The 14,216-nt window shown below is 67.3% G+C and carries 14 protein-coding genes; 2 read left to right on the top strand and 12 right to left on the bottom strand.

Features of this window, described 5'->3' with window-relative positions:
- Nucleotides 1-4: 4 nt before the first annotated feature.
- Genes I1A62_RS21390 through I1A62_RS21360 form a run of 7 tightly spaced genes read right to left on the bottom strand, consistent with a single transcriptional unit; the run spans nt 5 to nt 5,636 of the window.
- On the bottom strand, nt 5-964 hold the full coding sequence (locus I1A62_RS21390) for a PDR/VanB family oxidoreductase (RefSeq protein WP_219459691.1): 960 nt from the start codon (nt 962-964) through the stop codon (nt 5-7).
- A gap of 46 nt (nt 965-1,010) precedes the next feature.
- Complete coding sequence (locus I1A62_RS21385) at nt 1,011-1,751, bottom strand: SDR family NAD(P)-dependent oxidoreductase (RefSeq protein WP_124394699.1); 741 nt, start codon at nt 1,749-1,751, stop codon at nt 1,011-1,013.
- 28 nt (nt 1,752-1,779) lie between these two features.
- Nucleotides 1,780-2,283: an aromatic-ring-hydroxylating dioxygenase subunit beta gene (locus I1A62_RS21380; RefSeq protein WP_219459690.1), complete on the bottom strand. Its 504-nt coding sequence runs from the start codon at nt 2,281-2,283 to the stop codon at nt 1,780-1,782.
- A complete protein-coding gene (locus I1A62_RS21375) occupies nt 2,273-3,559 on the bottom strand; it encodes a Rieske 2Fe-2S domain-containing protein (protein ID WP_219459689.1) in 1,287 nt (428 codons plus the stop codon). Before I1A62_RS21375 ends, I1A62_RS21380 begins: the two co-directional genes overlap by 11 nt.
- 10 nt (nt 3,560-3,569) lie before the next feature.
- Nucleotides 3,570-4,058 carry a nuclear transport factor 2 family protein gene (locus I1A62_RS21370; protein WP_124394786.1) on the bottom strand — a complete coding sequence of 163 codons (489 nt, stop codon included), beginning with the start codon at nt 4,056-4,058 and terminating at the stop codon, nt 3,570-3,572.
- Between the two features lie 5 nt (nt 4,059-4,063).
- Nucleotides 4,064-4,429 carry a hypothetical protein gene (locus I1A62_RS21365; protein ID WP_124394696.1) on the bottom strand — a complete coding sequence of 122 codons (366 nt, stop codon included), beginning with the start codon at nt 4,427-4,429 and terminating at the stop codon, nt 4,064-4,066.
- 43 nt (nt 4,430-4,472) lie between these two features.
- A complete protein-coding gene (locus I1A62_RS21360) occupies nt 4,473-5,636 on the bottom strand; it encodes an acyl-CoA dehydrogenase family protein (protein ID WP_124394695.1) in 1,164 nt (387 codons plus the stop codon).
- A gap of 199 nt (nt 5,637-5,835) precedes the next feature.
- Here I1A62_RS21360 and I1A62_RS21355 point away from each other — a divergent pair, with 199 nt between their 5' ends.
- Together I1A62_RS21355 and I1A62_RS21350 are read left to right on the top strand one after the other, a co-directional pair.
- Entirely contained in the window at nt 5,836-7,341 is a 1,506-nt protein-coding gene (locus tag I1A62_RS21355; RefSeq protein ID WP_219459688.1) for a PAS domain-containing sensor histidine kinase, read from the top strand.
- Nucleotides 7,342-7,439: 98 nt separating this feature from the next.
- Nucleotides 7,440-7,709, top strand: a complete 270-nt coding sequence (locus tag I1A62_RS21350) for a hypothetical protein (RefSeq protein ID WP_083395744.1) — start codon at nt 7,440-7,442, stop codon at nt 7,707-7,709.
- 75 nt (nt 7,710-7,784) lie between these two features.
- Here the strand turns inward: I1A62_RS21350 and I1A62_RS21345 are convergent, their stop codons facing one another.
- The 5 genes from I1A62_RS21345 to I1A62_RS21325 all read right to left on the bottom strand — a co-directional run bounded on the left by I1A62_RS21345 (nt 7,785) and on the right by I1A62_RS21325 (nt 14,197).
- Nucleotides 7,785-9,494 carry an amidohydrolase gene (locus I1A62_RS21345; protein WP_124394693.1) on the bottom strand — a complete coding sequence of 570 codons (1,710 nt, stop codon included), beginning with the start codon at nt 9,492-9,494 and terminating at the stop codon, nt 7,785-7,787.
- 34 nt (nt 9,495-9,528) lie between these two features.
- Nucleotides 9,529-10,059, bottom strand: coding sequence for a DUF5134 domain-containing protein (locus tag I1A62_RS21340; protein ID WP_219459687.1), 531 nt, complete (start codon nt 10,057-10,059; stop codon nt 9,529-9,531).
- 8 nt (nt 10,060-10,067) lie between these two features.
- On the bottom strand, nt 10,068-11,507 hold the full coding sequence (locus tag I1A62_RS21335) for an APC family permease (RefSeq protein WP_124394691.1): 1,440 nt from the start codon (nt 11,505-11,507) through the stop codon (nt 10,068-10,070).
- Nucleotides 11,500-13,458, bottom strand: coding sequence for a primary-amine oxidase (locus I1A62_RS21330; protein WP_219459686.1), 1,959 nt, complete (start codon nt 13,456-13,458; stop codon nt 11,500-11,502). Before I1A62_RS21330 ends, I1A62_RS21335 begins: the two co-directional genes overlap by 8 nt.
- 169 nt (nt 13,459-13,627) lie before the next feature.
- Entirely contained in the window at nt 13,628-14,197 is a 570-nt protein-coding gene (locus I1A62_RS21325; protein ID WP_219461305.1) for a TetR/AcrR family transcriptional regulator, read from the bottom strand.
- Between the last annotated feature and the right edge of the window lie 19 nt (nt 14,198-14,216).

Raw genomic sequence — 14,216 nt, 5'->3', positions numbered from 1 at the left:
CAGTTCAGGGAAGCTCGACGACGAGTCGCGCGGACTTCGCGCGCGACACGCACGCGGCAATTCTGTCTCCCGCCTTTCTCTCACTCTTGGTGAGGCAATTGTCCCGGTGGTCGGGTTCGCCCTCGAGCACGTCCATCACGCACGTGCCGCAGATCCCTTCCCGGCACGAGGTGTCGATCTCGATGTCGTTCTCTTCGAGTACGTCGGCGATGGATTTTCCGGCCGGCACCTCGAACACCTCGCCCGTGTCGAGTTCCACCTCGAACGCCGTATCCGACTCGGTCGCGAGGGGTGTCGCCGCCTCGAAGTGTTCGAAGTGGACCGCGTCCTCGCCGACCGCAGGTTCGGCCAGCAGGCGCACCCGATCCATGAAACCTTCGGGGCCGCACGTGTAGACGTGGGTGGCGGCGGACGCGTCCGCCAGGATCTTCTCGAGCGCCGAGAACTGGTCGTCGCGCGTGAGGCCGAAGTGCTGGTGCACGTCCTGCCGGAAGTCCGAATTCTCCAGCAGGTCGACGAACGCGGCCTGCGCCCTCGTCCGCGCGAAGTAGTGCAGGTCGAATCGCTGCCCCTGCCGATGCAACGCGAACGCCAGACTCAGCATCGGCGTCAGCCCGATCCCCGCCGCGACGAGGATGTGCCGATCGGCGCCCTCGGCGAGCGTGAGCAGTGTCCGCGGCCCGCTGATCCGCAACTCGCTGCCGGTCGTCACGTGTTCGTGCAGCGCGGCCGAGCCGCCGCGCGGACCGGTCTCGCGTTTGACGGCGACGACATACGATTCGGGCTCGTGCGGCGGGCTGCACAGCGAGTACTGGGTGAGGACCTCGGTGGGTCCGAGGATGTCGATGTGGGCGCCCGCAGGGTACGGGTCGAACGGTGCACCGTCCGTGCGGACCAGCCGGAACGACTTGATGTCCGGCGTTTCCTCGACGATCTCCGCGACAGTGACAGTGAACATGCTCATGGTGATTCTTCCTCCGGTGCTGCGACCCGTCGCCCTCGAGCGGGGGTCAGCGCATGTACAGGCCGCCGTTGACGTCCCAGCAGGCTCCGGTCACCGACGCGGCGGCCGGGGATGCGAGGAGGGCGACCGTCTCGGCGATGAATTCGGGCGACCCCAGTGTGCCCACCGGGATGGTGGTGAGAATGGCCGCCAGTTTGTCGGCGGGCACCGTCTCGCGCACCACCGGCAGGTCCAGCGGTCCGGGGGACACCGCGTTGACGGTGACACCCGACGGTGCGAGTTCCCGGGCGAAGACCTTGGTCAGCGTTCCGACGCCGCCCTTCGCGGCCGCGTAGTGGGCCCCGGTCGCCGTGCCGCCGTTCTGGCCGGCGAGCGAGGCGATGTTGACGATGCGGCCGTAGCCGCGTTCGGCGAAGTGGCTCCCGAACACCTGGCAGCCGAGGAACGCGCCGTTCAGATTGATCTCGACGATGTCCGAGAACTCCTCCGGCCCGATGTCCATCAACGAGCCGGTCTGGGAACGGCCGGCGTTGTTGACGAGAACGTCCGCCCCGCCCCAGAGGTCGACGACCCGGTCGCGCAAGGCCTCGAAGTCGGACTTCTTCCGAACGTCGAGGACGGCGGCGACGGCGGTGTTACCGGAGGAATCCAGGCTCACCGCAGTCTCTTTCGCGGCGGCCTCGTCGATGTCCGCGACCAGTACGCGATATCCGCGGTCGTGCAACGCGCGGGCGATGGCGGCTCCGAGTCCGCGTCCGGCGCCGGTGACTACTGCGACGTGATCCATGTCGAACTCCTATTTCTGGAGGGAAAGGTCAGAGGAGGTAGCCGGAGGCGTTGACCGCGCCCTGCGAGTTGACGAGCCGGATGACCTTCAAGTCCAGCCGCGGCCCGGTCTCGGTGTAGCGGATGCGGTGCGTGACGTCGGCCGCGAGGGTCTGCTGGTCGTCGCGTTTGAAGCCCACGAGGATCTGTGCGGACCTCAGCGTGATCGAGTCGTCGGTGCGGTCCTCGACGGTGAAGCGGGAGACGGTGCGGACGGTGCGGGCCGCGGCGAGCGCGGACATCGAGTAGCCGGAGGTCAGGCGTTCGATCCGCATGCGCCGCATCCGGGTGTCGTCGTTGACCATGTTCAGCGATCCGTCGAAATCGTCGGTGTCGGGGTCGATGGGAATGACGTACCGGCCTTCGTCGGTCCAGAGCGCGTCCCAGGTCTGGTAGTCCTTGGCGTCGAGCAGGGCCGCTTCGTGCCAGACGAGTTCGATCGCCTGCAGTACCCGGGTGTCGGACAGTGCGATCGTCAGGAGGTCAGTGCTCATCGGTCATCATCTTCTTCCACATTGCGTACGCCTCGCGCATTCCGGTTTCGTCGGTGACGTGCGAGGTACGGTGCCCGTCGCTGTCGAGTGCTTCGCGGTTCAGGCCGCGGTTGACCATGATCGGCATTCCGGGTGCGCCGCGGGAGCCGCGCTGAACCCGGTCCCAGGCCTCGGAGTCGTCGGGGCTGCCGAACCCGAACGGGCCCTGGAAATGTTCGTGGATGCGGAGACGTTCGCGGTTGACGATCTCGGGTCCGCCGTCCATGCCGAGGGCGATGTGCCGGATCTCGGTCTCGTCGACCGCGATCGGGCGCAGTACCCGGAAGAACGACATCGACATCGCGACGTTGGGGAAGATGTTGAGGTTGAACCCGGCGCCGTGCATGGACCGGACGATGCGGCGGACCTGGTCGGCGGGCATCGTCTTCGACAGCTCCTCGACGATGTGGTCGAAGCGGGCCTGAATCTTCTCGGTGCCGTCGTCGTGGTCGAGGTCGACGTGTTCGGGGACCATGATGGCGACGCTGTGACCGTTGCCGAGCGCGTGGGTGACGGCGTTGTCGTCGGTCATGAAGGAGAGCATGTCGGCGGTTTCGGCGTCGACGGAGGACATCCAGGATCGGTGCACGATGGGGAAGTGGTAGCCGTCGGTGGTGTTCTCCAACTGGATCTTCCAGTTGCCACGGAAGCGGAAGCAGTGCTCGCCCTGGGTCTTGATCGGGTAGCCGGCGCCCTGCTTCATGAACAGGTCGATCCACACCTTCGCGTCACCGAGGAAGTCGTCGAGGGGTTCGATGTCGGGGTTGAAGCTGGCGAAGATCATGCCCGCGTACGACTCCACCCGCAGGCTCTGCAGCGGGAGGTCCTTCTTGTCGAGGTCCTCGTCGTAGCCGTCGGGGTAGGGGATGCCGCGCAGCCGCCCGTCGAGGGCGTACGACCAGCTGTGATACGGGCAGGTGAACCCGTTCGCCTTGCCCTTGGGGACCTCGCAGACGCTGGCCCCGCGGTGGCGGCACCGGTTCAGCAGGACGTTGAAATTTCCTTTGCGGTCGCGGTTGACGATCACCGGCTGCCTGCCGATGGTCGCCATCTTGAAGCTTCCGGCTTCGGGGATCTCGCTCTCGTGGGCGACCCACACCCAGGTGCGGTAGAAGATCCGCTCGAGTTCGGCCTCGAACATGTCGGGGTCGGTGTACAGCGATCCGTCCACGCGGTCGTCGGTGGCGAGGTCCGCGAAGTTGGTCTCCGACAAAGTCGGATCCAGTGAAGTGGTCATGGTGTCTCTTTCAATTCGATTCGAGCAGTCGCGGTGCCTCGTCGAGGCGGGTGGCGAACAGCTTCTGGGTCGTGAAGTGGCTGATCCGGGCGGCGCCGTCCCGGACTTCGCACTCGGCGGTGATGCGGGCGACGAGCAGTTCGGCCGATTCGTCCTCGTACCGCGACAGCTGTTGCATGACCCACCGCCCGTGCGCGGTGGGTCCGTCCACGTCGATCTGCTCGTTGCCGAGAAGGTGCGCATTTCCCCGGAAATGGGAGCTCGGTGGCAGGTACGCGGTGAGCATTCCGACGATCTCCCGGCGGCCCTGCCGCCTGCCGAACTTGTGCGCGTAGTCGCTGCCGACGCCTTCCCACACCGCGTCGCGGGTGAAGAGGGAGCCGAGTTCTTCGGCCGAGAACTGCACGGACGGAACGTCACACAGTTCCATGTAGCGGCACATCACCCGGTGAACGGCCTCGCGCGTCTCGCTGCGCTCGGACGTGCTCGCACGGTGCATGTCGCTCACACGCCGAGGTCGACGTCTTCGCGGACGGTGAGCGCGCGGCCGATGCGGGCTTCGATCTTCGCGTAATGCCACAGCGTGTACTCCCCGACCGTGGTGGTGCGGAAGAGGTTGCAGACGTCCTTGACGGTCTGCTGGGTGTCGACGTCGGCGAGGATGTAGCACGTCCACGGCCAGCCGTCCGACGGTCCGACCATGTGACTGTCGTCGTCGATGTCCCCGATCACCCGGACGCCGGGCGTCTCGGCCAGCGCGTCCATCATCCCGGAGAACGCCTTCCACACCAGGCCGCCCTGGCCGGTCGGGAGGTCGAAGAAGTTCTGGTTGATGCCGATGCAGAACAGCACTCGCAGTGGTGCGGTCATGGTTGTACTCCTGAAGGGTCGGTGGTCGGGGTGTGGTCGGTGCTCAGATGAAGCCGGGGAACGGCGGGATTTCCATGAGCACCGCACCGGCGCTGTCGTAGATGCCGTCGCCGAGGAAGGCGTGCTGCGGCGGGACCAGAGCCTCGCGCATGTACCGCTGCATGGCGTTGCCGTCGTAAATGGCGCCGGTGCCCGACAACTGGAAGGCAGTGTGCACGGCGGACGCCCCCGCCTTGGCGACGTGGGTCGAGGACAGGCGGAGAAGTGCCGCAAGCTTTTCCGGGACAGGATCGCCGGCGACCACCGTGGCGTATGCCTCGTCGGTGACCTCGTAGAAGAAGGCGCGGGCGGACCGCAGCGTCGCCTCCGCCTTGGCCAGGTCGATACGGTAGTAGGCGCGGTCGGCGAGTTTGGGCGCTCCGGTGATCCCGGTGCGTCCCGCGCCGACCTTGATCGCGTAGTCGAGCGCCGCGCGTCCCACCCCGAGATTGACGACGGCCAGCACCTGGGCGGCGTACGCGATGGAGGGATAGCGGTAGAGGGGTTCGTCGACGGTGGGGGTTCCGCCGCGGATGAACGTCCAGTCCTCGGGCACGACGACGCCGTCGACCTTCAGTTCGTGACTGCCAGTTCCCGAGAGACCGACCACGTCCCAGTTCTCGACGATCTCGACGTCCTTCGGCCACAGCAGGGCAGTGCGCGGCTTCCCCGCGGTGGAGTCGCCGCCGCGGATGCCCACACCAAGGATGTCGGCGCCCTTGCATCCGCTGGCGAACTTCCACTGCCCGCTGATCTTCAGGCCGCCCGGCACCTGTTCGGCGGGTTGCACCGGGAACAGGCCGCCGGCGAAGACGAGGTCGGGGCTGTCCTTGTACAACTCGGCCTGCGTCGAGAGGGGCAGCGCCGCCAGATAGACGAGGGCGGAGCCGAAACTCGCGACCCAGCCCGCCGACGCGTCCACCGCGGAGATTCGTTCGATCATCCGCAGGAACTCGCTCGGGGGCAGTGCATCGCCGCCGAACTGCCGGGGGGTCGCGGCGCGGTAGATGCCGACCTGCTTGAACTCGTCGATCATGTCGCGAGGCACGAACTTCTGTGTTGCGAACTCTTCCCGCCGCAGTGCGACGTGCTCGAGGACGTCCTCGAACGACAGCGTCCCGTTCGCGGCGGTGCCCGTCGTGTCGAGGGTCGGTGCGGTGGTGGTCATCAAATACTCCGATCGACGCGAAGTAGAAGGGGTGGGGCGTGTTTCGTGTCGAGTTCCACGCTATTGCGGTGGCGGGCATCACTCAATCGGTGCTTCCTCCCGCACACGTGCAGAGATGTCGCCTCGGAGTAAAGGAATTCCCTATCGTGTCCGCGGTCTGCACGCTCAGTAGACTCGACGTGAGCCCAAGGAGGCCGCATTGTCCGATCTCGCGCCGTCCGACTACGAACAACTCGTCGAGTCGCTCCGCTACTGCGTCCTGGTCCACGATGCGGCGACCAAGGACATCCTCTGGGCCAACAGGGCCGCGTCGGAACTGCTGGAGTTCACGGTCGAGGAACTCAAACCGCTCAAGGCCCCCGACATGAGTTCCCCGGCGAAGCGCTACCGCCGGTCGGTGGGACGGCGGTGGCTGCAGGAGGCCGTCGACAACGGGGCGGCGGTCACCGAGTGGGCGTATCGCGCGAAGAGCGGGCGGGAGGTCCTGACGGAGGCGATCGCGATCCGGGTCGAGCTGAGCGCCCGGACCGTGGTGATGGTGCAGTTCCGCGACATCGAGCAGGAGACGTCGATGCGCCGCGACCTCACGCGCACCGAGGCCGATCTCAGCCGCACCGAGGCCCGCCTGGCCGCGTTCCTGCGGAACATGGCCGAAGGCATCCTCGTCCTCGACGACGACAGCCGCATCACGTATGCGAGCGAGGCGGCCTCCGAACTCCTGAAGGTCCCGGTGGCATCGCTTGTCGGCGAACGTTTCACGGAGTTCTGCCGGGCGGGGCAGTCACGGGAGAGCGTGCGGCGGGCCCTGGACCTCACCACCGCCGACGGGGGTTCCCAAAGCCTGCGCTACGAGGTGGAACTGACAGCCGAGGAGCGCCGCTGGCACGCGGGAAGCTGCCAGCACATCGCGATCGAGAATGATCTGAGCGGGCACCTGCTGCTCTTCCACGACGTCACCGAGCACGTCCGCACCGAGCAGGAGCACGAGCGGGACTCGCAATACCTCAACTACCTGGCCCGCTACAACGCGATGGGCGACATGGCCATGGCCATCGCACACGAGCTGGCCCAGCCGCTCGCGGCCGCCACCAATTTCATCGCCGGAACGCAGAGCCGCCTCGGTGACGGGCAGAGCAGTCGCGACGAGGTGAGTTGGGGTCTCGGGGAGGCTCGCAAGCAGATCGACCGGGCCAATCAGATCGTCCGGAGCCTGCGCGAATACGTGACGCAACTCGAGGAGTCCCAGCAGATCGTCGACCTCAACGACATCGTCGACGAATGCGCGTATTTCGCCGACATCCGCGCGCGGCAGAAGGGCGTTCACGTCGAATACCTCCGCGCTCCCGGACCGGTCGCCGTCGTGTGCGAACGGGTGCTCACCGGACAGGTCATCCTGAACCTGTGTTTCAACGCCATCGACGAGATGGCGGAGTGGCCGGCCGCCGACCGCATCGTGACTGTCCGCACCGAGGCCACCGGGACGGAGGGCGTCGTGAGCGTCGAGGACCACGGCAAGGGTCTCTCGCACGTCCCGGACGGCCGAATCTTCGACGGCGCGTTCACCTCGAAGTCCACGGGCCACGGAATCGGACTCGCGCTGAGCCACCGCATCATCACCCGCCAGGGCGGGGCGATCACCGCGCGCGAGAACGAGCCGCACGGGGCGGTCTTCACGTTCACGCTACCGGTCGACCCGAACCGCTGAGCGGCCACGACTCGCAGGGGTAAAGGTTTCTTGGATTCCGTTGAGCACGATCCGGTTCTAGCGTTATGGGAAAAACACCGCGGCCCCGGAGGTACCTCGTGGACTATTCGCATCACCATCGCACATTCCTGACCTGTTACGCCGACACCCACCGCTACGGCTGGCATCACGTCGACCTGTTCGTGCACGACGAGCACGGCAACGAAGTGAACTGGGTGCACTGGCAGGTGCGGGAGGACGGACCGGACGGCGCCGACGTGGCCACCGCGCGCGTCGAGCCGAACCTGCGGCGGACCACCGACTGGCAACGCGGAATCAGCGCCGACGGAAGCGAGTACTGGATCGCGGAGGCCGCCTGGGCGCAGTGACGTGCCCGGACACCGAACGGCCGGTTCACCTACAGCAGTGGTGAACCGGCCGTTCGGATGTCGTCGGTATCGGGCCTACGCGACACTCTCCGTGACGCGCTCGAACACGACCTTCCCACCCAGCACGGTCGTGACGACCTGCATCGCGGGGATGTCGTGCGGGTCGATGGTCTCGAGGTCGCCGTCGAGGATGCACAGGTCGGCCACCTTGCCGGCCTCGAGTGATCCTTTCCAGTCCTCGGCGAAGTCCTGCCAGGCCGCGTTGATCGTATATGTCCGGACGGCGTCGGCGAGCCCGATGGTCTGGTCGGGTCCGCTCACCGCGCCACTGGCCTTGCTTTCCCGCAGGATCATCGTCGAGATGCCCTGGCGCCAGTCGGGTGGTGTGACCGGTGCGTCGGAACTGCTCATCAGGTGCACCCCGGATTCGACGGCGCTGCGGTACGGCCACTCGTAGGCGGCGCGTTCCGTCCCGACCACCCCCACCTCGAGGTCGGCGATCGTCCACTTGATCGTCGGGTTCATGTTGACGCCGATATCGTTGTCGGCCAGTCGCTGCAGGGTGGCTTCACTGATGAAGTCGCCGTGGATCAGGTAGTGCCGGGCATCGTCGCGGGGGTGCGCGTTCTGTGCGGCGATGATCGCCTCGGCGACGGTGTCGATGGCGCGGTCGCCGGTGACGTGCACACCGATCTGGTAGCCGGCCTCGTGGCCGATGCGGACCATCTCGGTCACCTCGTACACCTGCCGTTCGTCGGTGTCGCCGCCGACGCACAGGGAGCCGCAGCCGCCGCCGACGTACTCCTCGTGCATCCACGCGGTCTTGCTCGGCGGGATGCCGTCGGCGAACACCTTCACCCCGAGGACCCGGAACATTCGTGGGTCCACCGTGTCCGGGACGTCGATGCCGGCGAGGTTCTTCCCGAAATCCTCGGCGGAACCGGACATTCCGGTGGGCAGGAGGAGAAGGTTGACGCGGGCGCCCAGTTCTCCGCGGCGGGCGAGGTCGGCGTACACCGACAGGCCCTCCGCACCCATCGCGCCGCCGGCGAGGGCTTCGCCGCCGGGGCCGATCGCGGGGTCGGTGAAGCTGGTGATTCCTTCGCTCTGCAGGATCGAGATCGCCGAGCGGAGTGCTTCCTCCCGGCGCTCCCGGGTGAGGGCGGGCAGCACCCTCTGCACGAGGGCCTGCGCCCCCTCCATGACGATGCCGGTCAGCAGGCCGTCCTCGCCAATGGGCATGAGGCTGCCGGGCGGCAACGGGGTGGTCTCGTCCACCCCGGCGAGGGCGAGTGCCGCGCTGTTCACCCACGACGTGTGACGGGAAAAATCCTGCAGGAACACGGGATTGTTCGGGGACACCTCGTCGAGGTCCCAGCGGGTCGGCGTCCGCCCGTCCTCGGCGAGGCATTCGTCGAGATAGCCGTCGTCCCAGCCCGTTCCGATGATCCAGGCGCCGTCCTCGGCGGCCGAGGCGGCCTCCCGCACGCGTTCGCGGACATCGGAGATCGACCGGACGGCCGGGAACGACACGTCGAGCGAGAGCGGCGGCGTGTCGAGTCCGTAGGCGATGGCGTGCAGGTGCGAATCGTTGATCCCCGGGAGGATCGTCTTCCCACCGAGATCCGTGACCACGGTGTCCGGTCCGATCAGGGTTTCGATCTCCGCGTCGGTGCCCACCGCGTGGACGAGTCCGTCGCGGACCGCGAGGGCGGTGGCGATGGTGAAGTCCTCGTCGACGGTGAAGACCTTGCCGCGGGTGTAGACGGCATCGGCGTAACTCATCGGTTCCTCCAGGGTGCTGTCGGTGGGAGGGCGGTCAGGCGGCCATCGGGGCCATGCCCAGGATCATCAGTGCGGATCCCGCTGCCGCGGTCTTGACGCCGGAACGGCGCTCGCGGCGCGGGGTGGAGCGGAAGAGATACAGGGTCGACAGTGCCCAGCACACGAGCACGACGAGGGGAAGCCAGCCCGTCGAGATTCCTGCGCCACCGTGGTGGTGGCCGGAGGGTGTCGGCGCCGACGCCGCCGACGCCGCCGGGGTGGTAGCGGACATCGGCGCCAGGAGCAGCAGCACCCCCATGGCCGTGAGGTCGACCGCGCACGGAATCGCGGTCCGGCGGTGCATGGTCTCACCGGTGACGAACACAGCGAGGCCGATGAGGACGGCGCCCTCCAGCAGGTGGATCCCTGCCGGCACGCCGGGGATCATCATCGCGACCATGGACAGCGCCATCGCACCGTGCGCAATCTGGACCCGGCAGTCGGTTCCGTGCGCCCGCCACATCGGGACGAGGGCCCCGACCGCTCCGACTAACATCGCCGCGTGCACGGCAGGGATCTCGAACATCGTCGGACTCAGACCGTGGGAGTGAGTTCGCGGTGCTGCCCGACGTCGGCGCGGCTCTGCCGGGTGACCCGGGCGACGACCAGTCCGGCGACGAAGAACAGAGCGATCACGGCCAGCAGGATGTCCGCGAGCAGTTCCGACCCGCCGATCAGGGTGGTGAAGTTGTCGAGCACCAACCAGGTGACGGCCACCAGACCCACACATCCGAGCACGGGGGCGATGCGGGTGTGCCAGAGCCGGGTGTCCAGCCGGGTGCGGGCGAAGAACGCGATGATCGCGACGCTGGTGAGCACCATCAGCACCAGGATGCTCACGGTGGCCAGACCCGCCATCCAGGTGAACAGTTGCAGCACCGGGTCCGCGCCGGCGAGTGCGAACACCCCGACGACCACCGTCGCGGAGATCGTCTGGGCGATCGAGCCGACGTGCGGGGAACCGTGCTTGGGGTGGGTGCGGGCCAGTGCCCGCGGGGCCGCACCCTTGCGGGCGAGGGCGAACACGTACCGGGAGATGGCGTTGTGGAACGCCAGCAGCGCGGCGAACAGACTCGTGACCAGCATGATCGCCATGACGTCGGCGGCGGGTCCGCCCAGGAACTGCGCGGCGGCGGCGAACGTCAGCCCGGCAGGGTCGGCGGCGGCCGCGTCGGACACGTTGTCGCTGCCGAACGCGAGCACCACGGCCCAGCTGGCCAGGGCGTACACCAGTCCGATGACGATGACGGCGGCGTACGTCGCGATCGGGATCGTGCGCCGGGGGTTGCGGGCTTCCTCGCCGTAGATCGCGGTCGCCTCGAAGCCGATGAACGACGCGATCGCGAACATCAATGCGACACCGGGGGATCCGCTGAAGAACGACGTCGGGGTGAACGACGCGAAGTCGATGCCCGCGGCTCCGCCCTTCACCAGGACGCCGAACGACAGCGCGAGGATGATGCCGATTTCGAGGACGAGGAGAACCCCGAGCACCTTGGCGCCCAGATCGATGCTGCGGTACCCCAGCACGGCCACGAGAGCGATGAGGACCAGCGCCCACATCCACCACGGCAGGTCGGGTCCGCCGTACTGGACGACGAGGCCCTGAATGGTCGCGGCGGCCAGGCCGTACACGGCGGCCTGGATGGCGGTGTAGGTCAGCAACGCGAGGCCGGCGGCCCCGAGTCCGCAGGATTCGCCGAGACCCTTGGCGACGTAGGCGTAGAACGCGCCGGTGTCGACCATGTGGCTGCTCATCGCCGCGTATCCGACGCTGAAGACGAGCAGGACCAGCGCGGCGATGAGGTAGGCGGTCGGGGCGCCCGCGCCGTTGCCGATCGCGATCATGACGGGCAGGGCGCCGCCGATCGCCGTGAGGGGAGCGGCGGCGGCGATGACGAGGAAGACGATCCCGACGACGCCGATGGATCCGCGCAGCTTGCCGGGTCCGGAACCCGTGGTGGTGTCAGACATGAGTGCCTCCGTCCGAGTGGCAGCCGCTGCCTCCGGTCGAGCAGTGCTTCGACGTCGTGCGGGGCACGTCGAGAGAGGGGTTGCGGTCGAAGAAACCGTTGGGCTTCAACGTGAATCCGGTGTAGTCGACGGGCATGATCGGCCAGTCCTCCGGGCGCGGGAAGTGGGTGAGACCGAACGTGTGCCACACGACGAGGTCCTCGTTCTCCAGATCGCGGTCGCCGGCCACGAAGCTGGGCAGTCCGGCGCCGCCGGCGTGCTGGTTCACGAAATCGCCTGCCGCGTACCGCTCCTTCTCGTCGAACTGCGTGACCCACAGGTGCTTGGTGGCGAACGTCGCCCGCGCCGCGATCGACGAGTCGTCGTCGGCCAGCAGGATCGGCTGTCCCTCCGGGTGCAGTGCGTACGCCACCGGCTTGCCCAGACGGTTCAGCTTGTTCGGGTTGCTGATGTGCCACACGCGTCCGACGCTGTTGTCCGCGAGGCGCTGAGCCTCGGATTCCTTCGTCAGCGGTGTGCGCTCGAGGGTGAACGCATTGCCGTGCAGGTTCCCGGGGCCCATCTTCACCCGCTTGGTCTGCACTTCCTCGACGGAGTTGCGGTCGCCGTCGATCATCATGTCGAGGCGGGCGCTGAACAGGTGCTGGTGGTACGGGGCGCCGAGGCCGGGGGCGATCTCCGACGCGTACGGGTAGTCGCCGCCCGGGTGACCCGACGTGAACACGACGCCGGTGGCCTTGACCTCGAATTCGATGGTGCCGTCGAGGTAGAGGTACCAGAAGAAGCCGTAATCGTAGTTGCCGATCGTGGTGAAGAAGGAGACGACCAGGCGGCGCTGGCGGCGCGTCTCCGCCGAGCCGGCCCACAGGTCGGTGTGCTTCCACAGCACGCCGAAGTCCTCCTCGTGCATGCACACGGCGTTCTTCAGCGTCTTGGGGCTGCCGAACTCGTCGGCGATGACGGCGTCGAAATAGGTGATGTCGCCGACGCAGTCGCAACCGAGTTCCAGGGCGTTCGCGTAGCGGCCCACCATGTACTCGCCGGTGTCGAAGTAGTTCTGCCACGACCGGACCGGCGAGGGGTCGCCGTAGGGCACGACCATCTCGGCGATGGACGCGCGGTGGATGATCGGGCGGACCCGGTCGCCGTCGGCGAATCCGAGCTGATGGAGGACGAGTCCCTCGCGGGCGTCGAAGCCGACGCGGAACGACCACTTCTCCCAATCGACGCGGTTGCCGTCGACGACGAAGCTGGGGCCCTCGGGCTGGGTGATCTCGATGGGCTTCTGGGTGGTGCGCAGCGGGCCGGTGACGGCGAGGTCGTCGAAGTTGCCGGACTCCTCGGGGATCGGGACGGCGCCGAGGTCGAGGACGTCGGTGACGGTCCGGTTCATGACGTCGACGAAGCCGACGAGCCCGTCGATCGGGTGGGCCCAGGCGTGGTCCTTCGGGTGGTCCTGGCGGAACGCGAGCCCGCGGAGGATCCGCTTGCCGGTCTCGCCGGGGTAGTCGAAGACGCCGGCCGAGAGGGGAGCGACCCGGACGTCGGCGACGTCGAGTCCGCGCGCGGCAAGCGCGGCGAGCCAGCGTTCGTCGGTGGACAGAACCTGCTCGACGAGTTCGAATTCCTCGTCCAGGACCGGCATCTGACCGTCGCGGGTGGCGTCGAGGGTGACCGAGCTGATCACCGACCGCTGGGTCACGGACACCACGACGTCCACGGCGTTGGGCGACGAGATGTCGTGCAGCAGAACGCGGAATCGGCGATCGGTGTCGTTGGTCTCGGCCGGGTACAGCGTCGACTTGTCCGGTTCCTCGAGACCGACGTAGACGAATCGCGTCTGCTCGGTCAGCGCGTCGGCGGCCTCGAGGATCTCGCGGAGCGATGCGATCTCTTCGACGGTCGGCAGCGACAGCGGGTGGTCGATACGCGCAGGGGAAAGGGTGGGCATGTCGCGATCCTTTGGTTCTACGGGTGTTGAATAAAAAGCTTAGTGACGTACGTTACAACCGAGGTGCCCTCGTGTAAACAGTGAATTTCGGATCCGGACATACTGGGCGTCCGGTCAAAGGTGCGCTATCGGACTCCGCAGCAACGGAATTGGACGAGCGTACGAAAAATCAGAGAGTGGTGACGAACCGCTCGAGCATCTCCAGCTGACGCTCCGACGACGTCTCGCCCGGCGTGAGGACACCCAGAATCTGCATGCCCATCATCATGTTGAGCAGTTGCTCGACCACGATGGTGACGTCGATGTCGCCGACGGTGCCCTCCTCGCGGGCCTGCTCGAGGAATATCGCCATCTGCTCACGCCAGCGGTCCATCGTCCGCCGGTTGGTCGCGGCCATCTGCTCGTCGTACATGGCCCGCGGCCACAGGGAGGCGGCGATCCGGGCCTCGAGGAGTTTCTCCTCGTTGAGCGGCATCACCTCGCGGCACAGGATGCGCAGGGCGTCCAGGCCGGTCGCGTCGCCGAGTGCCTCGGTGATCCGGCGATCGGTGGCCTCGGAGATGTGCTCGTACGACGTCCGGAGGATCTCGTCCTTGCCGGCGAAGTAGTGGCTCAGCGCGCCGTTGGTGTACCCGGCCTCGGTGGCGATGTCGCGCATGTTCGCGGCCTCGATACCGCGGGCAGCGATCAGCCGCCAGGCGGCGGCGGTGATGCTTCGCCGACGTTCGTCGTGATCCACGAGCTTAGGCACGACGTGT

It is taken from the genome of Rhodococcus sp. USK10 (genome assembly GCF_019378875.1).
Classification (GTDB): domain Bacteria; phylum Actinomycetota; class Actinomycetes; order Mycobacteriales; family Mycobacteriaceae; genus Rhodococcus_F; species Rhodococcus_F pseudokoreensis.
The sequence above is the reverse complement of the archived record's forward strand: the minus strand, read 5'-3'. Positions and strand labels throughout refer to the sequence as shown.